Here is a 26,355-nt window from a genome sequence, read left to right on the forward strand (position 1 = left end):
TCTTGGGTGCACCTCTACCCAGGGTTTGTCAGTGACCAGCGATAACGCGCGCGGTCCCTTCAGCCGGCTCGGCGTACACCGGGCCAAGGCGATCAAGACGTCCACTCCACGCAGTCAATGCCAGCGCCACCAGCACTACCAGGCCACCGATCCACGCGGTGTGGATCAACCCCATGTGGGCGACGATCAGGCCACCGCCCCAGGCACCGCCGGCAATGCCGAGGTTGAATGCGGCGATGTTCAGGCCGGATGCCACGTCCACGGCATGGGGCGTGTGATGTTCGGCCTGGCGCACCACGTACACCTGCAATCCCGGTACGTTGCCGAATGCCACGGCACCCCAGACCAGTACCGTAGCCAGCGCCAGCCAGGGATTGCCGGCCGTGAAGGTCAGCGCGAACAACACGGCGGCGAGCAGGGCAAAAATGATTTTCAGGGCGCTGATCGGACCGCGTTTGTCCGCCAGTTTGCCGCCCCAGATATTGCCGACGGCCACGGAGATGCCATAGACCAGCAACACTAGGCTGACGGCGCTGGCGCTGAAGCCGGAGAGGTCCTGAAGTATTGGCGCGAGGAAGGTAAAGGCGGTGAACGTGCCGCCGTAACCGACGGCCGTCATCGCATACACCAGCAACAGGCGAGGTTGCTTGAGCACCTGCAATTGCTGCAAGAACGACGCGGGTTTGCTGTGGGCGATATTTTTCGGCACGTAGATCAGGCTGCCGATGAAGGCGATGACACCCAGTGCCGAAACGGCGAGGAAGGTTTCACGCCAGCCGAAATGCTGGCCGATGAAGGTCCCCAGCGGCACGCCAGTGACCAGTGCTACGGTCAGGCCGGTGAACATGATGGCAATCGCGCTGGCGGCTTTTTCCTTCGGCACTAGACTGGTGGCGATGGTCGAACCGATCGAGAAAAATACCCCGTGGGCCAGGCCGGTGACGATCCGTGCGAGGATCAGCGACTCGTAGCCCGGTGCTTGCCACGCCAGCAGGTTGCCGAGGGTGAACAGCACCATCAGCGACAACAGCAGCAACTTGCGCGGAACCTTGCCGGTGAGGGCGGTCAGCACCGGGGCGCCGACGGCAACGCCAAGGGCATACAGGCTGACCAGCAGGCCGGCGGACGGCAGGCTGACGCCGAGGTCGGCGCCAATAGTGGGTAACAGGCCAACGATGACGAACTCTGTCGTCCCGATGGCAAAGGCGCTGAGGGTCAGCGCGAGCAAGGCAATGGGCATGGCTGCAACTCCGGAGGATGATTCGATGGAGCGCAGTGTCGGCATTTTGCTCGTGAGGAAAAATATAGGGATGGACATTTGATATTTGCCTTGGGCGCAAAGATCGCAAGAGCGGGTGTTAGTCTGTGGCGAGGGAGCTTGCTCCCGCTCGGCTGCGCAGCAGTCGTTAATCCATTGCATGCGGTGTATCAGATGTTTCCGAATGGTAGGTATTGGGGGCGCTTCGCACCCCAGCGGGAGCAAGCTCCCTCGCCACATGGGGTATCGCCATTCGGCTATCCAGAGGCAATGCCCGAACTTGCCCGGCATTTTTCGATCAGTTCCTTACCGACACAGCCAAAGGAGCGGGTGTTTTGATCAGGCTCAAGACCGCGATACTGCTGGGGGCGTTGCTGTTTGTGGGCAGCGAGCAACTGGAAGCCGCCGCGATACCGGGGCTGCCGGCCGCCGCGACCGCTGCGACGCCGCCGGCCCACCCCGAACCGCTGGTGCAAGGCGGATTACTGGGGGCCATCAGTTCAAGCATCGACGAGGTCCAGACCAAGCTTGATCTCAACGAAAACCTGCTCGACGCCTGGCGCCTGCGTGCCGACCGCGCGGCCGATGAAGTGGATCAGTTGGTCAATCAGCCTTCGGCCCGCTCGCCGTGGAACGTCGCCGGCGATTTCCTGATACTGACCTGCGTGTGGGCCGCCGTGTTTGCCTGTCTTTGGCTGCTTGGGCGACTGTTGGCCAAACGCCTGTGCGAACATCGCCTGCTGCTCAGCCGCGAACGCGGCCAAGCCCTGCTCGGTTATGTCTTGCCCTATACCCTTCCGGCGGTGGCCAGCCTGCCCCTGACGATTTATGCCAGCCAGTTTTTGCCGATATCCGCCGGTCGGGCGCTTGCGTTGTGCCTGGCTTATGCCACAAGCGCGGGGATATTTTCCGCATCCTTGGTGCTGTCGCTGGTGGTGGTGTTCAATGCCGGCCACAAACGCCGGGCGGTGCAGATTCTCCGCGAGAAGAGTGCCCGGCCGTTGTTCGGCATCGGTTTTCTGGTGGCCTTGAGCGATGCCCTGACCAGTCCGCAAATCGCCCATCAACTGGGCAGCAATCTCACCAGCAGCATTGCAGTCTTCACTGGCTTGGCGGCGTCGATTTCCTTCGGTTTGCTGGTGATCCGCATGCGCCGCCCGGTCGCTCACGTGATCCGCATCCTGCCGCTGGCCCAGCGCCAAAGTCAGCCGGCATTACGTGAGACCCTGCGGATATTTTCCGGGCTCTGGTATTGGCCGATCCTGTTGATGGTGCTGGTCTCGATCATCAACCTGATCGGCGTTGGCGCGGACAACCAGAGGGTACTGCGCAGCGCCTTGTTCACCACGGTATTGCTGATTGCCACGGTGTTTCTCAGCACCACGCTGCACCATCTGTTCAAGGCGCGCAGTGAAGCGGACCTGCGCCGCAGCAGCGCCTACAAGGAGCGTTTTCTCAACTTGTCCCACGCCTTGCTGCGCATCGGCATGGCCATTGTGTTCATCGATATACTCGGGCGGATCTGGGGCGTGTCGCTGTTCGAGTTCGCGGTGAGCAATGCCGTGGGCCGGGCGATCAGTGATTCCCTGAGCCACATCGGTTTGATCCTGCTGGTGACCTGGATGGTCTGGGTGGTGCTCGACACGGCGATTCAGGAGGCCCTGAAACCGCCGACCAACAAGCGCTCGGCACGCCAGCCGAGTACGCGGGTGAAAACCATCCTGCCACTGCTGCGCAATGCGATCAAAATCATCCTGGTGGTAATCTGCGCGATCACCACCATGGCCAACCTGGGGATCAACGTCGCGCCATTCCTGGCCGGTGCCGGGGTCATCGGCCTGGCAATCGGTTTCGGCTCCCAGCAACTGGTGCAGGATGTGATCACCGGGCTGTTCATCATCATCGAGGACACCCTGTCCATCGGTGATTGGGTGGTGCTTGATTCCGGACATGCCGGCACGGTCGAAGGCCTGACCATCCGCACCTTGCGTCTGCGCGACGGCAAGGGTTTCGTGCACTCGGTACCGTTCGGGCAGATCAAGGCCGTGACCAACCAGTCGCGGCAATTCGCCTATGCGTTTTTCTCGGTGCAATTCACCTATGACACCGACGTCGACAAGGCCATCGAACTGATCCGCGAGGCCGGGCATTCCATCAGCAACGACCCGTTCCTGCGCTACAACCTGCAAGGGCCGCTGGATGTGTTTGGCGTCGACAGGATGGACCTCAACGGTGTGGTGCTGACAGCGCAATTTCGCACGGTGAGTGGTGGCCAATATGCGGTGAGCCGGGCCTTTAACCAGCGATTGAAAAAGCTTGTGGATAACTGCCCGTGGGTGAACTTCGCGCAGACTTATCCACAGCAGGCGCTGGTGCCGAGGCATCCGGTCGAAGCGCCACCAGAGGCTGAGCCGGAACATGCGGCGGTGTTGATGCCGGATCGGCCGCGGTCTCAGTAAGTCGTCAGGGAAATTTTCGGAGGCTGTAATGGCCTCTTCGCGAGCAGGCTCGCTCCCACAGGGGGATTTGTGAACGACACAGATCAACTGTGGGAGCGAGCCTGCTCGCGAAGGGGCCAAACCAGACAACCTCAATGCCGGATCAGCTTGCTGCGCACCTCGGCACTCGCCTGCTGATCCAGCTCCAACCAAAAAAGTGGCTTGCCGGCAATCTCGGCAGCAACCGGCAAACCATCGCGATACACCAGCCGATTGCTCGCCAGTCCCGGGACTTTCGCACCGGGCAATAGCGTACCGGCGAGGTTCAGCGGATCGACCCCGCACACCGCGACCAAACTCCCGTCATGGGGCCGACGACGCACCTCCCGCAGCAAGGGAATCGCCTCGGGCAGGGCGAATTGCTCGCCCGCCAGGCCGCTGACAAACCGTCCCCCACGAATCTCGCCGCGTGCCTCCAGGCGATGGAAGGTGCGCAGCAGTTCACGCCAGCTCGGCAGCCAGTCCGCCTCGCGTTCCAGCAAGCGCCAGAACACCACGCCGTAACGACGCAGCAAGGTCATGGCGATGTGCTCCAGGGTATCGGCCGGCGTCTGCGCAGGACGCTGGTTTTCCACCACAGAGGCCGTTGGCGCACGTCGCAACAAGGCCCAGCGCCCGGCGTCGTCCATGCCGCCGATGAATGCGCCGCGTCCACGACGACTGTTGCGCGGCTGGCGCTTGCTCGCCGGGGTGATCAGCGCGCGCAAACCGGCAAAGCTGTCGGCGTTCACCAGCCCCGCGCCCACCAGTTCCTGCAGGGCGATTTCCAGTTCTGAACGCAGCAAGTGCGCCTCATGGATCAGCTCGTCGAAAAACAACGCGCCATGTTGGCTGAGGGCGGCGTGGACCTTTTGCGCTTTCGGCGACAGTTCGCTCACCGGTGTCTGTTCGGTCAAGCCGCTCCAGAGGCCGACCCGGTTGCGCGGCAGCAAGACAATCGGTGTGCTGCGCAACGCGGTGCCGGCGCTTTTGTTGTGCGCAGTCAGGCGTGTCCACACCAGTCTGCCGCTGCGGCACAACTCATCCAGCCAGGTCGCCGAGTAGTCCTTGATCCGTGCGGGCAGGATGTCGCTGTCCCAGGCGGAAGCGGCGGCGGGGTAGCCTTCGAATTGCCCGACGATGGCTGGCAGTACCGCCGCGCCCTGGCCTTGGCTTGCGCTCGAAACATGCTGCCAGTCGAACAGGAATCGCATGAAATCCTGCAACGCCACCGGTTCGATTTCCCGGCGCAGGCGCTTGACCGTATAGCGGTGAATCCGCGCCAGCAAATGCCGCTCACACCATTCTTCGTCAGCGATGCCCGGGGTGAAGTGGCCGCGCAGCACGTAGCCTTCGCGTTCCAGTTGCGCCAAGGCCTGGGTCACTTGTGCTGCGGGCAAGCCGAGTGGTTCGGCAATGCGCTCGAGCGCAAGCGGGCCGAAGGCGCTGAGCCGTGCGCGGATCAGTTCGAGGGTGGCTTCGTCGGGTGCCCAGGTTTCATCGAAGTCCGGCAGCGCTTGCAGCGGTGGCGTCAATTCGGCCTGTGGATAAATGGTCCGCAGGCAGGTCAGGCGCTCCAGCGCCAGCCACAGCGATTGCCCGGCGTTGATCTGTAAACGGCTCGCGCGTCCGCTGTCGGCCAGGGTCTTGAGCCAGCCGGGCCATTGCGGATTGGCGCCGGCCTCGGTATCGGTGATGCACGCCAGGCTCATCAAGGCCTCGTGCATTTCATCGACACTGCAAGGCACCGGCCAGGCTTCGTCGCGAACGGCGGCAATCGCCTCGGCGTCCAGCGCTCCGAGGTCGTCGGTGGATTGCGGATCGCTCCAGCGCCGATTGAGTACCGCTTGGGTGCGACGCTCTTCAAGCGGTGCATCGTCGAGAAAGGTGTAGGGGCGGGCACTGAGAATTTCCGCCGCCAGCGGTGAGGGCGCCGGCAAGTCGCGGCTGATCAGGCGGATGTCACCGTGTTCCATGCGCCGCAACAAGGCCAGCCAGCCTTCAGTGTCCATGGCTTCGTGCAGGCAATCGTCGAGGGTCTGTTCCACCAGCGGATGGTCGGGAATCTCCCGTTCGCCGGCGAGGTTTTCCACGCAGGCAATCTGATCGGGAAACACGCTGGCGATCAGGTCTTCGCTTTTCATCCGCTGGATTTGCGGCGGGACTTTGCGCCCGCCGCTGTAGCGCGGCAGCGCCAGGGCCACGCCGGCATTCCAGCGCCAGCGCACGCCGAACAGCGGCGCGTCGAGCACGGCCTGGATCAGGATGTGTTCGGCGCTGTTGCTGTGCAGGTAACGCCAGACATCGTCCAGCTCAAAGCTGTGGCTGGTGGACAGCGACAGTACGATGGCGTCTTCGCTGGCGGCGGCCTGCAGTTCGAAGTTGAAGGTGCGACAGAAACGCTTGCGCAGGGCCAGGCCCCAGGCGCGGTTGATGCGGCTACCGAACGGCGTATGAATGACCAACTGGGTGCCGCCGGACTCGTCGAAAAAACGCTCCATCAGCAGCGTGTCTTGCGAGGGCAGGGCACCGAGCGTCTGTCGTGCGCGGGCCAGATAGTCCACCAGTTGTTCGGCGCTGGCGAGGTTCAGGCCCAGGGTCCCGGTCAGCCAGTCGAGCGCTGGCTGCAAGTTGCCAGGCGCGGTACCCAGCAGGTCGTCGAGTTGTGCCTGCAAGCGCGCCACCGCCGAGGACAATTCGGCGCTGCGCCCCGGCGCTTCACCGAGCCAGAACGGAATGGTCGGCGGTTGACCCAGGGCATCCTCGACCCGCACCTTGCCGGATTCCACGCGCAGGATTCGATAGGAGGTATTGCCCAACTGGAAGATATCCCCGGCGATGCTTTCCACCGCGAAGTCTTCGTTGATGGTGCCGATGTTCAGCCCTTGAGGCTCCAGCAGCACGGCGTAGTCGGCGTTGTCCGGAATGGTCCCGCCACTGGTCACTGCGGTCAGTTTTGCGCCACGGCGACCGCGCAGGGTTCGGCTCACGGCGTCGCGGTGCAGGTAGGCGCTGCGCAGACCCTGACGCCCGTTGTAGCCCTCGGCGAGCATGTGCAGCAGCGCCTGATAGTGTTTGTCGTCGAGTCCGGCGTAGGGCGAGGCGCGGCGCAGCATCTCCAGCAGCGCTTGCTCAGGCCACTCCTGGCAACTGACTTCGGCGATGATCTGTTGCGCCAGCACATCCAGCGGCGCCTGCGGGATCAGCAAGGTATCGAGTTCACCCCGGCGCACGCAGTCGAGCAGCGCGGCGCATTCGATCAGGTCGTCGCGGGTGGTGGCGAACAAGCGGCCCTTTGGCGTGCCGCCGACCTGGTGCCCGGAACGGCCGACCCGTTGCAGAAACCCGGCAATCGAACGCGGCGAGGCGATCTGGCACACCAGGTCGACGTCGCCGATGTCGATCCCCAGTTCCAGCGACGCCGTGGCGATCAGCACTTGCAGGTCGCCGCGCTTGAGCCGCTGCTCGGCGTCCAGGCGAAATTCCTTGGCCAGGCTGCCGTGGTGGGCCGCTACGGCGTCCTTGCCCAGGCGTTCGCTCAGGTGACGGCTCAAGCGTTCGGCCAAACGCCGGGTGTTGACGAAAATCAGCGTGGTCCGGTGCTCGCGAGCGAGGGCGGCGAGGCGATCGTAGACCAGCTCCCAGACATCGTTGGCCATCACGGCCGACAGCGGCACGGGCGGCACTTCGATGTCCAGGTCGCGGGGGCGGGCGTGACCGATGTCGACGATCTCGCACGGGCGGTCGCGACCGACCAGGAAACGCGACACAGCTTCGATGGGTTTTTGCGTGGCCGACAGACCGATGCGCAGCAGCGGCTCGGGGCAGAGTGCCTGCAGGCGTTCAAGGCTCAGGGCCAGATGGCTGCCACGCTTGCTGGCGGCCATGGCATGGATTTCGTCGATGATCACCGTTTGTGTCGTACCGAGCATCTGCCGACCGGAGTCGGAACCGAGCAGCACGTACAGGGATTCCGGTGTGGTCACCAGAATGTGCGGCGCCGTCTTGCGCATCGCCGAGCGGTCTTTTTGCGGTGTATCGCCGGTGCGCACGGCCGTGCTGATCTGCAGTTCGGGCAGCCCCATCACACGCAATTGCTCGGTAATGCCGGCTAACGGGGTTTGCAGGTTGATCCGGATGTCGTTGGACAGCGCCTTGAGCGGCGAGACGTAGACCACCAGGGTTGCATCGGGCAAGCCTTCGGGGCTTTCCAGGCCGCGGTGCACCAGGTCGTCGATGACCGCGAGAAACGCGGTGAGGGTCTTGCCGGAGCCGGTGGGCGCGGCGACCAGGGTCGAGCGGCGCTGACGGATCAACGGCCACGCCCGGGCCTGGGCGGCGGTGACCGCTGCGAACGTGTGGCTGAACCAGGCACTGACGGCGGGGTGGAAGCCGCTCAGGGCACTGTCTGCGGGGATGGGCAGGTTCATGCAGCAAGTTATGCGGGTGGGGGGCGCAAGATGCAAGTACCACTTGGGGATCTCTATTGGCTGACAGGGCCCCATCGCGAGCAAGCTCGCTCCCACAGGGGGGCGGTGTTCACAAAACCATTGTGGGAGCGAGCTTGCTCGCGATGAGGCCAGTGGCAGCACCACAAATCCCGGACATCTACACTTTACGGATGACGGTTGCGTACTAAACCCGCAAAATGCAACGATTCCGGCAATTACCAACGACATCGCCTGGGGGCGATGTCGATATAGCCATCGTTCCAATCAGACTGGGCCTGCTGACTCTATGCGAATGCGCCTTATGTTACTGGGCGGCGGAAATGCCCTTGGGCAGGCGCTGATTCGCCTCGGTGCGGAGGAAGACATCGGTTTCCTCGCCCCCCGCCCGCCGCAAGACGGCTGGGATGCCGCGAGCCTGACACAACTGCTCGACGACACTCGTCCCGATGCATTGATCAACCTTGCCTACTACTTCGACTGGTTTCAGGCCGAAGCGGTCAGCGAACAGCGTCTGGCCGGCCAGGAGCGCGCGATCGAGCGTCTGGCGGAACTGTGCCAGCACCACAACATCGTCCTGCTGCAACCTTCCAGCTATCGCGTGTTCGACGGTTCCCGCGCCACGGCCTACAGCGAAAAAGACGAACCGGTGCCCTTGGGCTTGCGGGGGCAGTCGTTGTGGCGGATCGAGCAAAGCGTTCGCGCCACCTGCCCGCAACACGTGCTGCTGCGTTTCGGCTGGCTGCTGGACGACAGCCCGGATGGCGCCCTTGGCCGCTTCCTCGCCCGTGCCGAACAACCCGAAGAACTGCTGATGGCCGACGACCGGCGCGGCAATCCGACGCCGGTCGACGATGCCGCCCGTGTGATCATTTCAGTGCTCAAGCAACTCGATTGCGCCGCGCCGCTGTGGGGCACTTACCACTACGCCGGGCATGAGGCGACCACGCCGCTGGCGCTGGGGCAGGCGATTCTGAGCGAAGCCCGCAGCCTGCATCCGCTGGCCATCGAAGCCCCGACCGCCCAGGCCCACGCCGCGCGTCCGGATGCCGCGGAAGAGCCGCAACACGCGGTATTGGCCTGCAAAAAAATTCTGCACACCTTCGGGATCAAACCACGCGCCTGGCGTGCGGCGCTTCCCGGTCTACTGGACAGGTTCTATCGCCATGGCTAAAGGCCCCGTTTTGATCACCGGTGGTGCCGGTTTCATTGGTTCACACCTGACTGACGCGCTGCTTGCCAAGGGCCATGCGGTGCGGATTCTCGATGACCTGTCCACTGGCAAGCGCAGCAATCTGCCGCTGGATAATCCCAAGGTCGAACTGATCGTCGGCGACGTGGCCGATGCGGCTTTGGTCGCCCAGGCAATGGCCGGTTGCAGCGCCGTGGCGCACCTGGCCGCCGTGGCGTCGGTGCAGGCCTCGGTGGACGATCCGGTGCGCACGCACCAGAGCAATTTCATCGGCACGCTGAACGTCTGCGAAGCCATGCGCCAGGCCGGGATCAAGCGCGTGCTGTTCGCCTCCAGCGCGGCGGTGTATGGCAACAATGGCGAGGGCGAGTCGATCGACGAAGACACCCCAAAGGCGCCGCTGACGCCGTATGCGGTGGACAAACTGGCCAGCGAGCATTACTTCGATTTCTACCGTCGCCAGCATGGGCTGGAGCCGGTGATTTTCCGCTTCTTCAACATCTTCGGCCCGCGCCAGGATCCGTCCTCGCCGTACTCCGGGGTGATCAGCATTTTCAGCGAGCGTGCTCTAAAGGGCTTGCCGATCACGGTGTTCGGCGATGGTGAGCAGACCCGGGATTTCGTCTACGTCGAAGACCTGGTCGACTTGCTGGTGCAGGCCATCGAGAAGCCCCGGGCCGAAGTGGGTGCGGTCAACGTTGGCTGGAACCAGGCGACGACCCTCAAGCAAATGCTCGAAGCGCTTGAAGCCGTGGTCGGCCAGCTGCCGCCGGTAAGCTACGGCCCGGCGCGCTCCGGTGACATCCGTCATTCCCGGGCGAACAACCGACGTCTGCTGGAGCGCTTTCGCACCGCCTCGCAAACACCGATGAGCGTGGGGCTGGCGCGGTTGCTGGGGCGATAGATCGCTCACCCGCGGACATGAAAAAGGCGCCTTTTTACAGGCGCCTTTTTCACGGCCGGAATTTACTTACAGCGTGTGCAACTTCTATGGCGAGGGAGCTTGCTCCAGATCGACTCCGTCACGGTCGTCATCAGTATTGAGTTTGCTCGCCACGGCCTCATCCACCACCACGTGAACGTTACTTAGAACTTGTAGCCCAGACCGATCATGTAGACGAACGGATCCACATCCACATCGACCTTGGCCCGGGTGCCCGGTGCAATGGCGTTGTTTTCCACAGTGGCGGTGGTATCGATGTCGATGTAGCGCACCTGGGCGTTAATCATCACGTTGTCGGTCAGCATGTAGTCGGCACCGACCTGCCAGGCCAGACCCCATGAGTTATCCGCCTTGAAATTGCTGAAACCGGCGGACTGGGCTCGGCTGCCGACATGTTCGTCGTAGATATAGGTGTAGTTGATGCCACCACCGATGTACGGCTGGAACGCCGACTTGGGATCCAGCGGGTAATACACCAGGCTCAAGGTTGGCGGCAGCTGTTTGATGCTACCGAGCTTGCCATTGGCAGGGGCCAGCGCGGTGCCCTTGATTTTCACATCATGTTCGAAGGGGGTTGCCGCGAGCAGCTCGACACCGAGGTGGTTTGTGAGCATGTAGGCGAAGTTCAGACCAAGCTGTGTGTCGCTGCTCAGAGTCGCTTTGCCACCCAGGTCGGCACCCGCCAGCGGGCCTTGATCAACCTTGACGCTGGAGCTGTCGGCTTCCGGGTCGACGGTGATGGCGCCGGCACGGAGGATAATGTCACCGGCTTCGAAAGCATTGGCGAGCGGGGCTGCGAGCGCAAGGGCAACCAGCGAAGCGCTGAGCAAGGACTTGTTCATGGGGGCTCCAGAGGACGTTAAAAATGTTCGATGTCCAATGGTAAGCCGGCTAACTATTCGGTCTTTTGATGCAGCTCAATGAAAGTGGGAAGGGAAGGGGTTTTTGTAGTGTTTTTGATGGCCCCTTCGCGAGCAGGCTCGCTCCCACAAGGAATTGTGGTGTGCTGAAGATTTGTGTTTCAGCACCTGACCCTGTGGGAGCGAGCCTGCTCGCGAAGTCGGCATTTCTAACAACACAAAACGACCGGCTTCACTCCGGCAATTCATACAGATAAATCTTGTCCGCTTCCATCTGATACCCGGCATCCGCCAGTTCGCTGGTGGACGCCTTGACCTGCAGTGCGCCCTCGATCCAGTACGGCTGATACAATTCGTCGAGCTTCACGCCGACTTCGCTTTTTACGTGCACGATCTGGTTCGACGGCGGTGGCGGTACGTGGATGCAGGCGCCGAAATAGGGCACCAGCAGAAACTCCGTGGTGCGTCCTTCCTCGCTCACTTCCAGCGGCACGATGTAACCCGGCAGGCGAATGTTCTGGCCATCGAGGGTCTTGACCACCGGTGCGTTGGGCAAGTCTTGCCTGGCGGCGGGCGCCGACTCGGCCGACAGCGCATTGCTCATCTGCGACAGGTCATGCAGCGGCGTCATGTTCGGCACTTCCTTCGGCGCATCCGGCGGAATCATCTCCGACCAGGTCAAATCTCGCGGCTGGGCTGCCCACAGGGGCAGGGCGACCAGCATCAACAGCGCAAGTACAGCGCGGGGCATGTTCAACGTCCTCATAAGCGGATCGACAGGCCATCGGCCAGGGATTGGCGATAGGCGCGCCAGGCCGGCACGCTGCCCATCAGCAACGCGGCGATCAGGATGCCACCGAGCAGCGTCCATTCATACTCGCTCGGCCAGGACAGTGGCAGATACAGACCATAGTTGGCCTGCACATATCCCTGGGCCGCGGCGATGCACACATAAAGCAACGCCACACCGGCGATCACACCCGACAGCGCCAGGGCAAAGGCTTCGAGCACCAGCAGCGTCGCGATGTGCCACGGTCGCGCGCCCACCGAACGCAGGATCGCCATTTCCCGGCGGCGTTCGTTGAGGCTGGTGAGAATCGCCGTGAGCATGCCGATCAACCCGGTCAGCACCACAAACAGCGAGACCACGAACAGGGCTTTTTCCGCCGTGCCCATCAGGCTCCACAGCTCCTGCAGCGCCACGCCCGGCAGGATCGCCAGCATCGGCTCACCACGGAATTCATTGATTTCCCGTTGCAGGGCAAAGGTCGAAATCTTGTTGTTCAGACCGAGCATGAACGCGGTGATCGCTTGCGGGGTGAGGTCCATGTTGCGCGCCTGATCGGCCGTGATTCGGCCCTCGCCCCGGGCCGGCACGCCGTTATGCCAGTCGATGTGAATCGCTTCCATACCGCCAAGGCTGATGTGCAGCGTACGGTCCACCGGCGTGCCGGTGCGTTTGAGAATGCCGACCACGGTGAACGGCTTGTCGTCGTGCTTGACCAGGCTGATCGCCGCCACGCCGTGAGCCAGCACCAGTTTGTCACCGAGTTTGTAGTGCAGTGCCTTGGCCACTTCGGCACCGAGCACCACTTCGAACGGGTCGGTCGCAAACGCCCGGCCATCGGCCAGCTCCAGGTGTTGCTGGCGGCCGTACTGGTAATGCTCGAAGTAGGCTTCGGTGGTGCCCATCACCCGATAGCCGCGATGGGAATCGCCGAGGGACATCGGGATCGCCCATTTCACTTTCGGGTTGTTGGCGAAGTGCTCGAAGCTGTCCCAGCGGATGTTGTTGGTGGCGTTACCGATGCGGAATACTGAGTACAACAACAGGTTCACCGAACCTGAGCGGGCGCCGACGATCAGGTCGGTGCCGCTGATGGTGCTGGCGAAGCTGGCCTTGGCTTCGGTGCGCACGCGCTCCACCGCCAGCAGCAGGCACACCGACAAGGCGATGGCGAACGCCGTGAGGATCGCGGTGAAGCGGCGGTTAGCCAGGCTGGCCATGGCTAGACGAAACAGATACATCTCAGACCTCGGACGGGGTGGCGGCGCGATTGAGTTCGGCCAGCGACAGGTTGTGATCGAACAGCGGCGCCAGGCTCTGGTCATGGCTGACGAACAACAGGCTCGAGCCGGCTTCGCGGCACTCGGCGAACAACAGGCGAATGAAGTTCTCACGGGCGTCGTAATCGAGGGCCGAGGTCGGCTCGTCGGCGATCACCAGTTCCGGTTGCCCGATCAGCGCCCGGGCGGCGGCGACCCGCTGCTGCTGGCCGATGGACAACGAATCGGCGCGGCGACCGAGGATGTTTGCATCCTTCAGACCCAGGTGGGCGAGCAGCGTCGCGGCCGCTTTGTCGACGCTGCCGTGACGCTGTTTCGCCCGTTCGGCACGCAGCTTCGAGAAGTGGCAGGGCAGTTCGACGTTTTCACGCACCGACAGAAACGGCAGCAGGTTGAACTGCTGGAAGATGTAGCCGGTGTGATCGACGCGGAAGTGGTCACGGGCGCCGGCCGACAGCTGCGTCAGCTCCTGGCCGAGCAGGCGAATGCTGCCGCGATCGGGCTTTTGCACGCCGCCGAGCAGGCCGAGCAGGGTGGTCTTGCCACTGCCGCTGGGGCCTTTGAGGAACAGGGTTTCACCGCGCTCCAGGCGAAACGCCGGGATGTCCAGCAGTGGCGGGTGACCGGGCCAGCTGAAGCCCAGGTCGGACAGTTCGATGAGTGCTTGGGTCATTTAACCGATTTCATGAATGTTGATGACCTGTGTAGGAGCTGCCGCAGGCTGCGATCTTTTGATCTGCGGAGGTCAAAAGATCGCAGCCTGCGGCAGCTCCTACAGGAAATCTATTGTGAATTCAGAATTTGAGGGCGGCAGCCTTGGCCGTTACATCAACGCCTTGCTGCCCGCTCGGGCCGATCAGTTGTACCTGAATCGTCCGAGTGGCCGGGAACGAATTGAAAATGTTCGCCAGGTCGAGGGTCTTCAATGCGTCCGGTGTGGCGCAGGTGAACTGATAATGAGCGTGGATTTCGCTGTGGTCGTGATGATGCCCGTCCTTGGCGTCTTCATCGTGATCATCGTCGGCCTCGGGCTGGCCGCCGAACAGCGGGCTTTCCAGTTCCTGGTTTTCCACCACGCAACCGGCGGCTTTCGGCAGGTTGAACAGGGCCAGCGGTTGCTCAAGCAGAGCGCGGGCCGTGGCGACTTTGGCTTTGTCGGCATCGCTGGTGGCGACGTGTTCGAACCCCACCAGGTTCATGGCCGGGCTTTGCAGTTCCAGCGCCAGGGTCTTGCCGTCCAGCGCCGCGTTCAGGCGTCCAACGCCATGTTCGTGGGCGCCCAGGCTGCCATGCTCGTGATCGTGTTCATCGGCGGCATGGGCGACAGCCAACGGCAACATGGCAAACGGCAGAGCGAGAAGCAGACGACGCATGGCGAGTCTCCGAGAAGCAAAATGAAGAAAATGTTATGTAATCTTATAACGTAAGCGCGGAGAGTTTGACTGCCTGCTTGGCGTTGCACAAGTCCCATGGGAGCATGCAGGGAAGAAAAGTGCGGGAGCAGACCTATGTTGCGAATTCGCGGAAGCATCGGCGACTGGCCGGTGGATTTGACCCTGGAGATGGACGATGCGGACTGGGCGCGACTAGGGGCGCAGTTGCAGGTAGAAAAATCCCCGGCCAGCACGCCGGTGGCGAAGCCGCTGAATCAGGATGATGCGCTGTGGCAGATCGCCCGGGATTTGCTGCGTAAGGCCGGACAGTTGAGTGGACCGGATTTGCTCGATCAATTGGAAGGCCTGACCGGCAGTGCGGCGGCGGGCAAGCGCCTGCTGGTGCGTTTACGCCATTGTGCGGATGTGAAGGTGCTGAGCGGCGGGGATACGCCGCTCTACAGCTGGATCGAGTAGACCGTAAAAAGATCGCAGCCTGCGGCAGCTCCTACAGGGTGAAAACATATCCTCTGTAGGAGCTGCCGCAGCCTGCGATTTTTTGATTTTTAATAAAGCGCAGCAAACAGTTTACGGCGGTACGTGCTCACCAGCGGATGATCATTACCCAGCAACTCGAACACCTGCAGCAAGGTCTTGTGCGGCAAGCCTTCGCTGTAGCTGCGGTTGCGGATGAACAATTTCAGCAAAGCATCCAGCGCAGCGTCGTACTGCTGACGGGCCAGTTGCTGGATCGCCAGTTGATAGACCGCCTCATCGTCCAGCGGATCTTTAGCCAGCCGTGCCTTCAGGTCGGCGGCGTCCGGCAAGTCCTTGGCCAATCCGAGAAACTTGATCTGCGCCTTGGCGCCGGCCAGCGCGGCCTTGTGCTCGTCGCTCTTGACCGCATCCAGCACGGCTTGCGCCTCGCCCAGTTCACCGCGCTCGGTCAGGCAGCGGGCGTACAGGATCAGCGCCTTGGCGTTGGTATTGTCTTCACCCAGGATCACTTTGAGCAGCGCTTCGGCATCGGCAAAGCGGCTGTCGTCGAACAACGCTTGGGCTTGCTCGAACGGATCGGCGGCGGCCGGTGGCGGCATCTGTACGTGGGGCTCAAGCAAGGCGCGCACGGCGGATTCCGGTTGGGCACCGGCAAAACCGTCGACAGGCTGGCCGTCCTTGAACAGCACCACGGTCGGCAGGCTGCGAATGCCGAAGCGGGCGACGATGTCTTGCTCGAGGTCGCAGTTGACCTTGGCCAGCAGCAACTCACCCTGATAGCTCTCGGCAATGCTCTGCAGCATCGGCATCAGCACTTTGCAGGGCGCGCACCATTCGGCCCAGAAATCCACCAGCACCGGCTTGTGGAAAGAGTTCTCGATCACCGACTGGTCGAAATCGGCAGTCGTGGCGTCGAAGATGTACGGCGTTTCCTGACTCATGGGCAATCTCTTGGAAGCGTGAATTCGCTCACTATAAGGGCTGGCGCAAAAGATCGCAGCCTTCGGCAGCTCCTACAGGGTAAACAGCATTCCATGCAGGAGCTGCCGAAGGCTGCGATCTTTTGACGGGGTCAATCTCGCTGCGCGTGGTACAGGCTCACATGCCGAAACTCGTGGGGCTCGGCCAGATCCGGCAGGGTCATGGCTTCGAGCATTTCGATGCGCCGGTACAACGGATGGCGAAAATCCCGTACCCGGGAATCCGCCACCAGCGCCTCTCGGCCGCGACTGAGGAACTGGTCGAGCAGCGGCAGGTTCGCCCGGTCGTACAGCACATCCGCCACCAGAATCAGATCGAAGCGATCAGCCTCGGCGAAAAAATCCGTCGAGTAGTTAAGCTGCACGTCATTGAGCTCGGCATTCGCCCGACACGCGGCAATCGCCAGTGGGTCAAGGTCGCAGGCCAGCACTTCCAGCGCGCCGGCCTTGGCGGCGGCAATCCCCGCCACCCCGGAGCCAGCGCCGAAATCCAGCACCCGCTTGCCTTCGACCCAGTGCGGGTTTGCGGCCAGATAACGGGCCACGGCCAGGCCGCTGGCCCAGCAGAAGCTCCAGTACGGTGGCTCATGCAGGATGCGCCGGGTTTCTTCGGGGCTGAAGGCGCGGTCCATGTTGTCGCCGTCGATGAGCCACAGCTTCAAATCGGTTTCCGGCAACGGGCAGGCCACCAGTTGTGCATCACCGAGCAATTCAGCCAGGGCCCGTTGCAGGTCGAACGGTGCACTCATGGGGCTTTGACGAATTGCAATTGGCCCAGGGCCTGGGTGGTCGGCTGGGTAATCAGTTGCGACGGCAAGTGCAGGATCAACTGGCCGGACTGGCTGGCGCGGCCTCGCAGTTCCACGCGTGCGCCTGTCGGAAAGGACTCAGGATTGAAGCGCAGGTGAAACGGCAATACCTGGTTGTTGCCGATCAGGCTGGAACTGGCGAGCAATTGTTGCGGGCGGTCTTTTTCGTCGATCACCAGCAATGCCAATTCGACTTCGGCGCCTGCCGGTACGCCTTGCAGGGTGCCACTCAGCTCCCGCTGATAGGCAGGCAAGGGGCCGAGGTCGGCGGCCTCCCGGGCTTTCTTCTGCGCTTGCTGCGGCGCCGGGCCAGGTGTTGGCGGCTGGGGCTTGGGGGCATCGCTGCCGCAAGCCACCAGCAGGCTGAAAACACTGAGCAAAATGAGCGGGCGTAACGACATTGGTGGCTCCATAAAGCTGAATTCCATGGATCAAGTGATCATCCCGTCTGTATACCGCAAAGCCTATGGCTTGTCTTGCCACCGGGATGCGCTACCATGGCCCTCCCTTTTTTTGTTGCCTGCCACCATGCACTGTCCCTTCTGCGGTGCCAACGACACCAAGGTCATCGACTCGCGTCTGGTCGCCGAGGGCGAACAGGTGCGCCGCCGGCGTGAATGCCTGGCCTGCGGCGAGCGTTTCACGACGTTCGAGACGGCTGAACTGGTGTTGCCGCGCCTGATCAAAACCGACGGCAGCCGCCAGCCGTTCGACGAAGAAAAACTCCGCGCCGGCATGCAGCGCGCGCTGGAGAAGCGCCCGGTGAGCGTCGAGCGCCTCGAATCGTCGCTGGTGCACATCAAACACAAACTGCGTGCCACCGGCGAGCGCGAGGTCAAATCCCTCGTGGTCGGCGAACTGGTGATGGCCGAGCTGCAGAAGCTCGACGAAGTCGCCTACATCCGCTTTGCCTCGGTCTATCGCCGTTTCCAGGACCTCAACGAGTTCCGCGAAGAGATCGATCGCCTGGCCCGTGAACCGGTGAAAGAATGACCACGCCCGCAGAACTTGCCATCCTCGACGCCCATTTCATGGCCCGTGCCCTGGAACTGGCGCGCAAGGGGCATTACACAACGCACCCCAACCCACGTGTAGGTTGCGTGATCGTGCAGGGTGGGCAGATTGTCGGCGAAGGCTGGCACGAGCGCGCCGGCGAGCCTCACGCCGAGGTCCACGCCTTGCGCGCGGCCGGTGAGCAGGCGCGTGGCGCAACCGCTTATGTGACGCTTGAACCTTGCAGTCACCATGGCCGCACGCCGCCCTGTGCCGATGCGCTGGTGAATGCCGGTGTGGCCCGCGTGGTCGCGGCGATGCAGGACCCGAATCCGGAAGTCGCCGGTCGCGGTTTGCAACGCCTGGCTCAGGCCGGTATCGCCACCGAAAGCGGTGTGCTGGAGGGCGAAGCACGAAAGCTCAACCAAGGCTTCCTCAAGCGCATGGAGCACGGCTTGCCGTTCGTGCGGGTCAAGCTGGCCATGAGCCTCGACGGTCGCACGGCGATGGAAAGCGGCGAAAGCCAATGGATCACCGGTCCAGCTGCACGCTCGGCGGTGCAACGCCTGCGCGCCCAGGCGAGCGTGGTGCTGACCGGCGCCGACACGGTGCTGGCGGATAACGCACGCTTGACCGTGCGTGCCGATGAGCTCGGACTGGACGCCGAACAAACAGCACTGGCCATGAGCCGGCCGCCGTTGCGTGTGCTGGTCGATGGCCGCCTGCGCGTACCGCTGGATGCGCCGTTCTTCAAGGCCGGCCCGGCGCTGGTCGCCACCTGCGTGGCGGTGGAAGAGCAGTACGCCAACGGCCCGGAATGCCTGATCGTGCCCGGCTACGATGGCCAGGTCGACTTGCGTCAGCTGCTGGTCGAGCTCGCCAACCGTGGCGTCAACGAGGTGTTGGTCGAGGCCGGTCCACGGCTGGCGGGTGCTTTCGCTCAGCTTGGGCTGGTGGACGAATTCCAGATATTCATCGCTGGCAAGTTCATGGGTTCTTCGGCGCGGCCGCTGCTGGACTGGCCGCTCGCGCAAATGAAGGATGCGCCGGCACTCAAAATCACCGAAATTCGTGCAGTTGGCGATGACTGGCGAGTCATCGCCATCCCAGTGCCATCAGCGAGCGTATAATTTCCGGCCATCGCTATAGCGCTGGCTTTGTTCTCGAGGAGAACCTCATGTTTACCGGCATCATCGAATCCATCGGCAGTATTCGTGCATTGACCCCAAAGGGCGGTGATGTGCGGGTACACGTCGAAACTGGCAAGCTCGACCTGAGCGACGTCAAACTGGGCGACAGCATCGCGGTCAACGGTGTGTGCCTGACGGCCGTTGAATTACCAGGCAATGGTTTTGCGGCGGACGTCAGTCGCGAAACCCTCGATTGCACCGCCATGAACGACCTGAAAAGCGGCAGCCCGGTCAACCTGGAAAAAGCCCTGACCCCGACCACTCGCCTTGGCGGGCACCTGGTCAGCGGTCACGTCGATGGCGTGGGTGAAGTGGTTACCCGTACCGAAAACGCGCGCGCTGTGGAATTCCGCATTCGCGCGCCCAAGGACCTGGCCAAGTACATCGCCCATAAAGGCTCGATCACCGTCGACGGCACCAGCCTGACCGTGAACGCGGTCGATGGCGCCGAGTTCCTGCTGACCATCATTCCCCACACCCTGAGCGAAACCATCATGGCGTCGTATCAGCCTGGTCGCCGGGTGAACCTGGAAGTGGACTTGCTGGCCCGTTACCTGGAGCGTCTGCTTTTGGGCGACAAGGCCGCAGAGCCGACTGCCGGCAGCACCATTACCGAAAGCTTTCTGGCCGCCAACGGCTACCTCAAATCCTGACTCAAGGGGGTGCCTTGTGGCGCTCAATAGCATCGAAGAACTGGTTGAAGACATCCGCCAAGGCAAGATGGTCATCCTCATGGATGACGAAGACCGCGAGAACGAAGGCGACCTGATCATGGCCGCCGAGTGCTGCAAGCCCGAGCACATCAACTTCATGGCCAAGCACGCCCGTGGCCTGATCTGCATGCCGATGAGCCGCGAGCGCTGCGAACTGCTCAAGCTACCGTTGATGGCTCCGCGCAACGGTTCCGGTTTCGGCACCAAGTTCACCGTCTCCATCGAAGCCGCCACCGGCGTGACCACCGGCATCTCCGCCGCCGACCGCGCACGTACTGTGCAAGCGGCTGCCGCCCGTGATGCCAAGGCTGAAGACATCGTCAGCCCGGGCCACATCTTTCCGCTGATGGCCCAGGCCGGCGGTACCCTGGCCCGTGCCGGCCACACCGAAGCGGCCTGCGACCTGGCACGCATGGCCGGTTTCGAACCGAGCGGCGTGATCTGCGAAGTGATGAACGACGACGGCACCATGTCCCGTCGCGCCGAGCTGGAAGCTTTTGCTGCCGAACACGACATCAAGATCGGGACCATCGCCGACCTGATTCACTACCGGATGATCCACGAACGTACCGTTCAGCGGATTGCCGAGCAGCCGCTGGACAGCGAACTGGGCCAATTCAACCTGGTGACCTATCGTGATTCGGTGGAAGGCGACGTGCACATGGCACTGACCCTGGGCAACGTGTGTGCCGAAGAGCCGACCCTGGTTCGCGTGCACAACATGGACCCGCTGCGTGACCTGCTGATGGTCAAGCAACCGGGCCGCTGGAGCCTGCGCGCCGCCATGTCAGCGGTTGCCGAGGCCGGTAGCGGCGTGGTGCTGTTGCTCGGTCACCCGCTCGATGGTGACGTGTTGCTGGCGCATATCCGCGAAACCGCCGATCACGCGGCGGTGAAAAAACCGACCACCTACAGCACTGTCGGTGCCGGTTCGCAGATCCTGCGCGACCTGGGCGTACGCAAAATGCGCCTGATGTCAGCACCAATGAAATTTAATGCGATATCCGGTTTCGATCTGGAAGTTGTAGAATACGTGCCCTCCGAATAATGACCGGTTGTTCCCGGCCTTGAATTCGCGGTTCAAATATCACTGAGGGACGCGTACGAGACGCGTCCCGGCTCTTTAAGAGATCTAACGAATGACCCTGAAGACCATCGAAGGTACCTTCATCGCCCCTAAAGGCCGCTACGCTCTGGTAGTGGGCCGTTTCAACAGCTTCGTCGTTGAAAGCCTGGTCAGCGGTGCCGTTGATGCCCTGGTTCGCCACGGCGTGAGCGAAAGCGACATCACCATCATCCGCGCACCTGGCGCCTTCGAAATTCCGCTGGTTGCACAGAAAGTCGCTCAAAAGGGCGAGTTCGCGGCAATCATCGCCCTGGGCGCAGTCATTCGTGGCGGCACTCCGCATTTCGAATACGTGGCTGGCGAATGCACCAAGGGCCTGGCCCAGGTGTCCATGGAGTTCGGCGTTCCGGTCGCATTCGGCGTGCTGACCGTTGACTCCATCGAGCAAGCCATCGAGCGTTCCGGCACCAAGGCCGGCAACAAAGGTGCTGAAGCTGCCCTGTCCGCTCTGGAAATGGTCAGCCTGCTGGCGCAGTTGGAGGCCAAGTGATTAGCGACGATAGCGATCGTTTCAACCCGCGCGATCCAAAGCCTGCGGATGCCGGCAAGCCATCGAAAAGCGCCAAGCGCCGCGAAGCCCGTCAGCTCGCGACTCAGGCGCTATACCAATGGCACATGGCCAAGCAGTCGCTGAACGAGATCGAAGCGCAGTTCCGGGTCGATAACGATTTCAGCGATGTCGACGGCGCGTACTTCCGCGAAATCCTGCACGGGGTTCCGCAGTTCAAGACCGAAATCGACACCGCACTCAAGCCTTGCCTCGATCTGACCATCGAAGAGCTGGACCCGGTTGAATTGGCGGTTCTGCGCCTGTCCACCTGGGAACTGCTCAAGCGCGTCGACGTGCCGTACCGCGTTGTGATCAACGAAGGTATCGAACTGGCCAAGGTCTTCGGTTCCACCGACGGCCACAAGTTCGTCAACGGTGTGCTCGACAAGCTGGCCCCGCGTCTGCGTGAAGCTGAAGTGAAGGCGTTCAAGCGCTGATCGGCGCTTGGAATGTCGACACGAAGCCATGGGCGAGTTTGAGCTGATCCGCAATTTCTTCGCCGCCGCGCCTTGTGCGCAGGGCGGCGAAGGCGTTGCCCTCGGGATCGGCGATGACTGCGCCTTGCTGGCTGTTCCTCCCGGGGAGCAGTTGGCGATTTCTACCGATACGCTGGTGGCCGGCGTGCATTTCGCCGATCCCTGCGATCCCTTTCTGCTCGGTCAGCGCTCGCTGGCCGTGGCCGTCAGCGACCTGGCCGCCATGGGCGCCACTCCGGTTGCCTTTACCCTTGCCCTGACCTTGCCGACGGTGACCGCCGATTGGCTGCAAGCCTATGCCCTTGGTTTGAACCAGATGGCGCAAGGCTGTGGCGTGGCACTGGTCGGCGGCGATACCACCCGTGGGCCGTTGAGCCTGACCATGACCGTGTTCGGTCGCGTGCCGAGTGGCCAGGCGCTGACCCGCAGCGGTGCGCAGCCGGGCGATCTGCTGTGTGTCGGTGGCGACCTGGGCAATGCCGCCGGTGCCTTGCCATTGGTGCTCGGCCAACGCACGGCCGCCGCGAGTATTGCCGAGCCGTTGCTGGCCCACTACTGGTCGCCGCAACCGCAGCTTGGCCTGGGGCAGGCGCTACGGGGCAAGGCCACTTCGGCGATGGACATCTCCGACGGCCTGCTCGCTGATTGCGGGCATATCGCGCTGGCCTCGAAGGTCGGTATCAAAGTCGAGCGGGAGCGTTTACCGCTGTCGCAGAGCCTGGTCGACTTTCTCGGCCGATCGGACGCCCAGGTGGCGGCCCTGAGCGGCGGCGACGATTACGTGTTGGCGTTCACCCTACCGTCCGTCGAGTTGCCGCTATTGCTGGCCGACGGATGGCCGATCCATGTGATTGGACAGGTGGTGACGGGGCAGGGCGTGACGCTGCTGGACGCCGATGGTCAGGACATCACCCCGCAAACCCGGGGTTATCAACATTTTCGGGAGTCACCGTGACAGATCATCCCAAACAGGTCCCGGCGGAATTCGTACCGCCGTCGGTCTGGCGTAATCCATGGCATTTCCTGGCGTTCGGCTTCGGCTCGGGCACCTTGCCAAAGGCGCCCGGCACTTGGGGATCGTTGGTTGCGCTGCCCTTTATTCCGTTGTGGCAGATGTTGCCCGACTGGGGTTACTGGCTGATGCTCGGCATCACCATGCTGTTCGGCTTCTGGCTGTGCGGCAAAGTGGCCGACGATTTGCGGGTACATGACCATGAAGGCATCGTCTGGGACGAAATGGTCGGGATGTGGATCACCCTGTGGCTGGTGCCGGAAGGTTGGCAGTGGTTGCTGGCAGGCTTCTTGATGTTCCGCTTCTTCGATATCCTCAAGCCATGGCCGATTCGCTGGATCGACCGGCACGTGCATGGCGGCGTTGGCATCATGCTAGATGATGTGCTGGCCGGGGTGTTCGCCTGGTTGGCGATGCAGGGACTGGTGTGGTTTTTCGCCTGATCAAGGGTTACCAGGCGTTAATCGGGGGAGCAGGGATGGTTCTACGTGGATTGATGGTGCTGGTGTTCGCGATGTTTTGCTCTTTCGCCCAAGCGGGAGGAGGGGGTGCTACGCCGCCGACGGTGATTCATCTGGCCAGCGAAGACTGGGAAGACTACACCGCTGCTGACGGTCATGGCCTGGGCTGGGACGTGCTGCGACAAGTGTTCGAACCGGCAGGTGTCAAAGTGGACATCCGCACCGAGCCCTACCTGCGTTCGCTGGGCCTGGCCGAACGGGGTGAAGTCGATGCCTGCGTGGGTTCCTATCGCGACGAGTCCGAGGCTGTGCTCTATCCCCACTGGAGCTTCGACACCGATCACATCTATGCCCTGGGCCTGGCGAGCAGTCCGGTGCCAACCCCCGAAACCCTGGGCAATTATCGACTGGCCTGGGTCCGTGGCTACGATTACCAGGATTATTTGCCCAACGTGCAGCACTTTGCTGAAGTGCAGCGGCGCGACGGCATCGTGTCGATGCTGACCCACAACCGTGCCGACTATTACATCGACGCACAGACCGAAGTCGATTACGTGCGCAATCGTGCCAAAGACCCCTCTCAGTTGCGCAGTACCCATATCGCCGAGTTGCCGCTGTACCTGTGCTTTGCCAAGACCGCAAAGGCGCGTAGCCTGATGGCGCTGTTCGATCAGCGCATGGAGCAATTGGTCAAAAGCGGTGAGCTGAAACCTATCTTCGAGCGCTGGAAGCAGCCATACCCATTCGAAGACAATTGAACGGGGCCAATGTAGGAGCTGCCGAAGGCTGCGATCTTTTGATTTTGAAGATCAAAAGATCGCAGCCTTCGGCAGCTCCTACAGAGATTGATCGGCCCGCATATCAAACTTTTTGATAGTTATCGCCGATAATTCAGCCTAAGCGTCGCTCGGAACCTGCTGTTACAATGCCGGCTCTGCGAATCTTCAGAACTTTTAGATCAGGAGCACACCGGTGCCTGTCGTTTTTGTCGCCGCTTCCAAGCTGCCAACGCCTTTTGCGCAATTCACCATGCATGGCTTTCTCGATGAGGGCACTGGCCGCGAGCACGTTGTGCTGAGCCTGGGTGAGTTCGACGACGGTGCCCCGGTACTCGGCCGGTTGCACTCCGAATGCCTGACTGGCGATGCCCTGTTCAGCCAGCGTTGCGACTGCGGCTCGCAACTGGAGGCCGCTTTGCAGGCCATCGCCCGTGAAGGTCGTGGCGTGTTGCTGTACTTGCGCCAGGAAGGTCGTGGCATTGGCCTGCTGAACAAGATCCGCGCCTATGAGCTGCAGGACGGTGGCGCCGATACCGTGGAAGCCAACGAGCGTCTGGGCTTTGCCGCCGACCAGCGTGACTACGCCATGTGCCTGCCGATGCTGGAGCACCTGGGCGTGAAGTCGTTGCGCCTGATGACCAACAACCCGCGCAAGGTCAAAGCCTTGACCGACATGGGGATCGCGGTCGCCGAGCGCGTGCCGTTGCACACTGGCCACAACCCGCATAACCGACTCTACCTGGCGACCAAGGCCAGCAAGCTCGACCACATGATGGGCAATGAACATCAGGGCGAGGTAGACCGGGCGTGACCCGCGGTCAGGTTCGGCGGCGACTGTCCGTCAACTGGTGGCAATACCTGGCATTGGCCCTGTTGCCGCTGTTCGTGATCAACGCGGTATTCGGCCAGAGCGAAGCCATCCTGCCGGTGCTGGCGATGCCGTTGTTCATCGCCGGTGTCGCCTCGATGTTTGTCAGCCTGAAGTTTTTCGGCGCCTACAAACACGCGCTGATCGCCACCCAGAAAGCCCTCGATACCCCTGAAGAACCTGGCGCGTGGATCAACCTGGCGGCGAAGCGCCGTACGGCGTTCCTTGCCGCCGGCCTGCCGGCGTGGATCGGTGCCCTGGCGGTGTTCGTCGGCCTCGAAGCGGTGCCGCTGATGCTGCTGGCGCTGTCGACCGCCGTGCTGTTCTACCTCTACCGTATTCCGCGTCAGCTCGGTTGATGCGCGCGCTCTGGCTGGCGGTTTTGCTGCTGGCCGCCAGCGGCTCGGCCATCGCGGTCGAGCGGGTCGTCAGCCTTGCACCGTCGCTGTCTGAAATCGTCGTTGAACTGGGTTCTGCCGACCTCCTGGTCGGTGTGCTGGATGCCGGTGAGCGACCGGTGGAGCTCAAGAACCTGCCCTCCGTTGGCCGCTATGGCCAGTTGGACATGGAGCGGCTGCTCAGCCTGCAGCCCGATCTGTTGCTGCTATGGCCCGGTAGCGTCGGTCCGGCCCAGCGGGACCAGCTCAAGCGCCTGAACATTCCCACCTACGTCGCCGAACCCCACAGCCTGGAGCAGCTCGCCGCGCAAATCGAGGCCATTGCCGCTCGGCTCGATCGGCCTCAACGCGGCGTTTCACTGGCCAGCGACTTGCGCCAGCGGTTGGATGCACTGCGTCAACGCTATCGACGGGATCAGCCGTTGCGGGTGTTCTATCAGGTCTGGGATCGGCCACTGTATACGGTTGGCGGCGAGCAGATCATCAGCGATGCGCTGGAGGTCTGCGGAGCCAAAAACGTGTTCGCCGACCTGAAGCTGCCGGCACCGCAAGTCAGCGTGGAAGCCGTGTTGCAGCGTAATCCCGAGGTGATTCTGGCCAGCGATCAGGCGCAGCTCGACGCGTGGAAAGCCTGGCCGCAGGTGGCGGCGGTAGCGCAGGGGCAATTGCGTCTGGTGACGGACAAGGGCCTGGAGCGACCGAGCGGGCAGATGATCGAGGCGACTGCCAAACTGTGCCAATTGATCGCACCCGACCGCTGAAATGTACCGTCACTGATACTCTGGCCACGCCTGTAGGAGCTGCCGAAGGCTGCGATCTTTTGATTTTTCTTTTTAAAGACAAGATCAAAAGATCGCAGCCTTCGGCAGCTCCTACAGGTGATC

Annotated in this window: 26 protein-coding genes; 16 read left to right on the forward strand and 10 right to left on the reverse strand. The window is 62.4% G+C overall.

Annotated features, from left to right (window positions below; all coding sequences use genetic code 11):
- Positions 1-28 precede the first annotated feature (28 nt).
- On the reverse strand, positions 29-1,240 hold the full coding sequence (locus AC3WJW_RS16410) for an MFS transporter (RefSeq protein ID WP_493726686.1): 1,212 nt from the start codon (positions 1,238-1,240) through the stop codon (positions 29-31).
- A 353-nt stretch (positions 1,241-1,593) separates the two neighbouring features.
- On the opposite strand from AC3WJW_RS16410, the gene AC3WJW_RS16415 reads away from it, so the two are divergent.
- Positions 1,594-3,717, forward strand: a complete 2,124-nt coding sequence (locus AC3WJW_RS16415) for a mechanosensitive ion channel family protein (protein WP_493726687.1) — start codon at positions 1,594-1,596, stop codon at positions 3,715-3,717.
- A 131-nt stretch (positions 3,718-3,848) separates the two neighbouring features.
- Here the strand turns inward: AC3WJW_RS16415 and AC3WJW_RS16420 are convergent, their stop codons facing one another.
- Positions 3,849-8,165: a DNA glycosylase AlkZ-like family protein gene (locus tag AC3WJW_RS16420; protein WP_493726688.1), complete on the reverse strand. Its 4,317-nt coding sequence runs from the start codon at positions 8,163-8,165 to the stop codon at positions 3,849-3,851.
- A 307-nt stretch (positions 8,166-8,472) separates the two neighbouring features.
- On the opposite strand from AC3WJW_RS16420, the gene AC3WJW_RS16425 reads away from it, so the two are divergent.
- On the forward strand, positions 8,473-9,357 hold the full coding sequence (locus AC3WJW_RS16425; protein ID WP_493726689.1) for a sugar nucleotide-binding protein: 885 nt from the start codon (positions 8,473-8,475) through the stop codon (positions 9,355-9,357).
- Positions 9,350-10,279, forward strand: a complete 930-nt coding sequence (locus tag AC3WJW_RS16430) for an NAD-dependent epimerase/dehydratase family protein (RefSeq protein ID WP_493726690.1) — start codon at positions 9,350-9,352, stop codon at positions 10,277-10,279. Before AC3WJW_RS16425 ends, AC3WJW_RS16430 begins: the two co-directional genes overlap by 8 nt.
- 182 nt (positions 10,280-10,461) lie before the next feature.
- On the opposite strand, the gene AC3WJW_RS16435 is transcribed toward AC3WJW_RS16430, so the two are convergent.
- The 5 genes from AC3WJW_RS16435 to AC3WJW_RS16455 form a co-directional block, all read right to left on the reverse strand.
- Entirely contained in the window at positions 10,462-11,160 is a 699-nt protein-coding gene (locus tag AC3WJW_RS16435; RefSeq protein ID WP_493726691.1) for an OmpW/AlkL family protein, read from the reverse strand.
- Positions 11,161-11,410: 250 nt separating this feature from the next.
- Positions 11,411-11,929: a DUF3299 domain-containing protein gene (locus AC3WJW_RS16440; RefSeq protein ID WP_493726692.1), complete on the reverse strand. Its 519-nt coding sequence runs from the start codon at positions 11,927-11,929 to the stop codon at positions 11,411-11,413.
- Positions 11,930-11,940: 11 nt separating this feature from the next.
- Positions 11,941-13,206, reverse strand: coding sequence for an ABC transporter permease (locus AC3WJW_RS16445; protein WP_493726693.1), 1,266 nt, complete (start codon positions 13,204-13,206; stop codon positions 11,941-11,943).
- Position 13,207: 1 nt separating this feature from the next.
- Entirely contained in the window at positions 13,208-13,918 is a 711-nt protein-coding gene (locus tag AC3WJW_RS16450; RefSeq protein ID WP_007970153.1) for an ABC transporter ATP-binding protein, read from the reverse strand.
- Positions 13,919-14,039: 121 nt separating this feature from the next.
- Entirely contained in the window at positions 14,040-14,618 is a 579-nt protein-coding gene (locus AC3WJW_RS16455; protein WP_493726694.1) for a DUF2796 domain-containing protein, read from the reverse strand.
- A gap of 135 nt (positions 14,619-14,753) precedes the next feature.
- Here AC3WJW_RS16455 and AC3WJW_RS16460 point away from each other — a divergent pair, with 135 nt between their 5' ends.
- Entirely contained in the window at positions 14,754-15,095 is a 342-nt protein-coding gene (locus AC3WJW_RS16460; RefSeq protein ID WP_493726695.1) for a hypothetical protein, read from the forward strand.
- A gap of 89 nt (positions 15,096-15,184) precedes the next feature.
- Here the strand turns inward: AC3WJW_RS16460 and trxA are convergent, their stop codons facing one another.
- The 3 genes from trxA to AC3WJW_RS16475 form a co-directional block, all read right to left on the reverse strand.
- A complete protein-coding gene (gene trxA / locus AC3WJW_RS16465) occupies positions 15,185-16,057 on the reverse strand; it encodes a thioredoxin (protein WP_007970158.1) in 873 nt (290 codons plus the stop codon).
- Positions 16,058-16,188: 131 nt separating this feature from the next.
- Complete coding sequence (locus tag AC3WJW_RS16470; RefSeq protein WP_493726696.1) at positions 16,189-16,845, reverse strand: class I SAM-dependent methyltransferase; 657 nt, start codon at positions 16,843-16,845, stop codon at positions 16,189-16,191.
- On the reverse strand, positions 16,842-17,306 hold the full coding sequence (locus AC3WJW_RS16475) for a YbaY family lipoprotein (RefSeq protein ID WP_493726697.1): 465 nt from the start codon (positions 17,304-17,306) through the stop codon (positions 16,842-16,844). Before AC3WJW_RS16475 ends, AC3WJW_RS16470 begins: the two co-directional genes overlap by 4 nt.
- Positions 17,307-17,433: 127 nt before the next feature.
- Here AC3WJW_RS16475 and nrdR point away from each other — a divergent pair, with 127 nt between their 5' ends.
- The 12 genes from nrdR to AC3WJW_RS16535 all read left to right on the forward strand — a co-directional run bounded on the left by nrdR (position 17,434) and on the right by AC3WJW_RS16535 (position 26,232).
- Positions 17,434-17,898, forward strand: coding sequence for a transcriptional regulator NrdR (gene nrdR / locus AC3WJW_RS16480; RefSeq protein WP_003228656.1), 465 nt, complete (start codon positions 17,434-17,436; stop codon positions 17,896-17,898).
- On the forward strand, positions 17,895-19,028 hold the full coding sequence (gene ribD / locus AC3WJW_RS16485; protein WP_493726698.1) for a bifunctional diaminohydroxyphosphoribosylaminopyrimidine deaminase/5-amino-6-(5-phosphoribosylamino)uracil reductase RibD: 1,134 nt from the start codon (positions 17,895-17,897) through the stop codon (positions 19,026-19,028). Before nrdR ends, ribD begins: the two co-directional genes overlap by 4 nt.
- A 47-nt stretch (positions 19,029-19,075) precedes the next feature.
- The gene (locus AC3WJW_RS16490) at positions 19,076-19,741 is read left to right on the forward strand and encodes a riboflavin synthase (protein WP_218486217.1); all 666 of its coding nucleotides are present in this window, start codon (positions 19,076-19,078) and stop codon (positions 19,739-19,741) included.
- 16 nt (positions 19,742-19,757) lie between these two features.
- Complete coding sequence (ribBA, locus tag AC3WJW_RS16495; protein ID WP_007970163.1) at positions 19,758-20,849, forward strand: bifunctional 3,4-dihydroxy-2-butanone-4-phosphate synthase/GTP cyclohydrolase II; 1,092 nt, start codon at positions 19,758-19,760, stop codon at positions 20,847-20,849.
- A 91-nt stretch (positions 20,850-20,940) separates the two neighbouring features.
- A complete protein-coding gene (ribH, locus tag AC3WJW_RS16500; RefSeq protein ID WP_003228649.1) occupies positions 20,941-21,417 on the forward strand; it encodes a 6,7-dimethyl-8-ribityllumazine synthase in 477 nt (158 codons plus the stop codon).
- Positions 21,414-21,914, forward strand: coding sequence for a transcription antitermination factor NusB (gene nusB / locus AC3WJW_RS16505; RefSeq protein ID WP_007970164.1), 501 nt, complete (start codon positions 21,414-21,416; stop codon positions 21,912-21,914). Before ribH ends, nusB begins: the two co-directional genes overlap by 4 nt.
- Positions 21,915-21,942: 28 nt before the next feature.
- Positions 21,943-22,908, forward strand: coding sequence for a thiamine-phosphate kinase (gene thiL / locus AC3WJW_RS16510; protein ID WP_493726699.1), 966 nt, complete (start codon positions 21,943-21,945; stop codon positions 22,906-22,908).
- A complete protein-coding gene (locus AC3WJW_RS16515; RefSeq protein WP_007970166.1) occupies positions 22,905-23,408 on the forward strand; it encodes a phosphatidylglycerophosphatase A family protein in 504 nt (167 codons plus the stop codon). The genes thiL and AC3WJW_RS16515 overlap by 4 nt, the downstream gene beginning before the upstream one ends.
- 35 nt (positions 23,409-23,443) lie before the next feature.
- Positions 23,444-24,184, forward strand: coding sequence for a substrate-binding periplasmic protein (locus tag AC3WJW_RS16520; protein WP_493726700.1), 741 nt, complete (start codon positions 23,444-23,446; stop codon positions 24,182-24,184).
- Positions 24,185-24,398: 214 nt separating this feature from the next.
- On the forward strand, positions 24,399-25,016 hold the full coding sequence (gene ribA / locus AC3WJW_RS16525; protein WP_007970170.1) for a GTP cyclohydrolase II: 618 nt from the start codon (positions 24,399-24,401) through the stop codon (positions 25,014-25,016).
- Entirely contained in the window at positions 25,013-25,432 is a 420-nt protein-coding gene (locus AC3WJW_RS16530; RefSeq protein ID WP_102702040.1) for an MFS transporter, read from the forward strand. Before ribA ends, AC3WJW_RS16530 begins: the two co-directional genes overlap by 4 nt.
- Positions 25,432-26,232, forward strand: a complete 801-nt coding sequence (locus AC3WJW_RS16535; RefSeq protein ID WP_493726701.1) for a cobalamin-binding protein — start codon at positions 25,432-25,434, stop codon at positions 26,230-26,232. Before AC3WJW_RS16530 ends, AC3WJW_RS16535 begins: the two co-directional genes overlap by 1 nt.
- The last annotated feature ends 123 nt before the right edge of the window (positions 26,233-26,355 follow it).

It is taken from the genome of Pseudomonas sp. GW821-FHT07G06 (assembly GCF_058986625.1).

Excerpts from the sequence above, each read along its gene's own strand:
- AC3WJW_RS16435 (WP_493726691.1), bottom strand. The coding sequence starts at position 11,160 with ATGAACAAGTCCTTGCTCAGCGCTTCGCTGGTTGCCCTTGCGCTCGCA.
- ribD (WP_493726698.1), top strand. The coding sequence starts at position 17,895 with ATGACCACGCCCGCAGAACTTGCCATCCTCGACGCCCATTTCATGGCC.
- AC3WJW_RS16475 (WP_493726697.1), bottom strand. The coding sequence starts at position 17,306 with ATGTCGTTACGCCCGCTCATTTTGCTCAGTGTTTTCAGCCTGCTGGTG.
- AC3WJW_RS16410 (WP_493726686.1), bottom strand. The coding sequence starts at position 1,240 with ATGCCCATTGCCTTGCTCGCGCTGACCCTCAGCGCCTTTGCCATCGGG.
- thiL (WP_493726699.1), top strand. The coding sequence starts at position 21,943 with ATGGGCGAGTTTGAGCTGATCCGCAATTTCTTCGCCGCCGCGCCTTGT.
- AC3WJW_RS16520 (WP_493726700.1), top strand. The coding sequence starts at position 23,444 with ATGGTTCTACGTGGATTGATGGTGCTGGTGTTCGCGATGTTTTGCTCT.
- trxA (WP_007970158.1), bottom strand. The coding sequence starts at position 16,057 with ATGAGTCAGGAAACGCCGTACATCTTCGACGCCACGACTGCCGATTTC.
- AC3WJW_RS16445 (WP_493726693.1), bottom strand. The coding sequence starts at position 13,206 with ATGTATCTGTTTCGTCTAGCCATGGCCAGCCTGGCTAACCGCCGCTTC.
- AC3WJW_RS16425 (WP_493726689.1), top strand. The coding sequence starts at position 8,473 with ATGCGAATGCGCCTTATGTTACTGGGCGGCGGAAATGCCCTTGGGCAG.
- AC3WJW_RS16460 (WP_493726695.1), top strand. The coding sequence starts at position 14,754 with ATGTTGCGAATTCGCGGAAGCATCGGCGACTGGCCGGTGGATTTGACC.
- AC3WJW_RS16490 (WP_218486217.1), top strand. The coding sequence starts at position 19,076 with ATGTTTACCGGCATCATCGAATCCATCGGCAGTATTCGTGCATTGACC.
- AC3WJW_RS16455 (WP_493726694.1), bottom strand. The coding sequence starts at position 14,618 with ATGCGTCGTCTGCTTCTCGCTCTGCCGTTTGCCATGTTGCCGTTGGCT.
- AC3WJW_RS16420 (WP_493726688.1), bottom strand. The coding sequence starts at position 8,165 with ATGAACCTGCCCATCCCCGCAGACAGTGCCCTGAGCGGCTTCCACCCC.
- ribH (WP_003228649.1), top strand. The coding sequence starts at position 20,941 with ATGACCCTGAAGACCATCGAAGGTACCTTCATCGCCCCTAAAGGCCGC.
- AC3WJW_RS16430 (WP_493726690.1), top strand. The coding sequence starts at position 9,350 with ATGGCTAAAGGCCCCGTTTTGATCACCGGTGGTGCCGGTTTCATTGGT.
- AC3WJW_RS16470 (WP_493726696.1), bottom strand. The coding sequence starts at position 16,845 with ATGAGTGCACCGTTCGACCTGCAACGGGCCCTGGCTGAATTGCTCGGT.
- AC3WJW_RS16440 (WP_493726692.1), bottom strand. The coding sequence starts at position 11,929 with ATGCCCCGCGCTGTACTTGCGCTGTTGATGCTGGTCGCCCTGCCCCTG.
- AC3WJW_RS16535 (WP_493726701.1), top strand. The coding sequence starts at position 25,432 with ATGCGCGCGCTCTGGCTGGCGGTTTTGCTGCTGGCCGCCAGCGGCTCG.
- nrdR (WP_003228656.1), top strand. The coding sequence starts at position 17,434 with ATGCACTGTCCCTTCTGCGGTGCCAACGACACCAAGGTCATCGACTCG.
- AC3WJW_RS16450 (WP_007970153.1), bottom strand. The coding sequence starts at position 13,918 with ATGACCCAAGCACTCATCGAACTGTCCGACCTGGGCTTCAGCTGGCCC.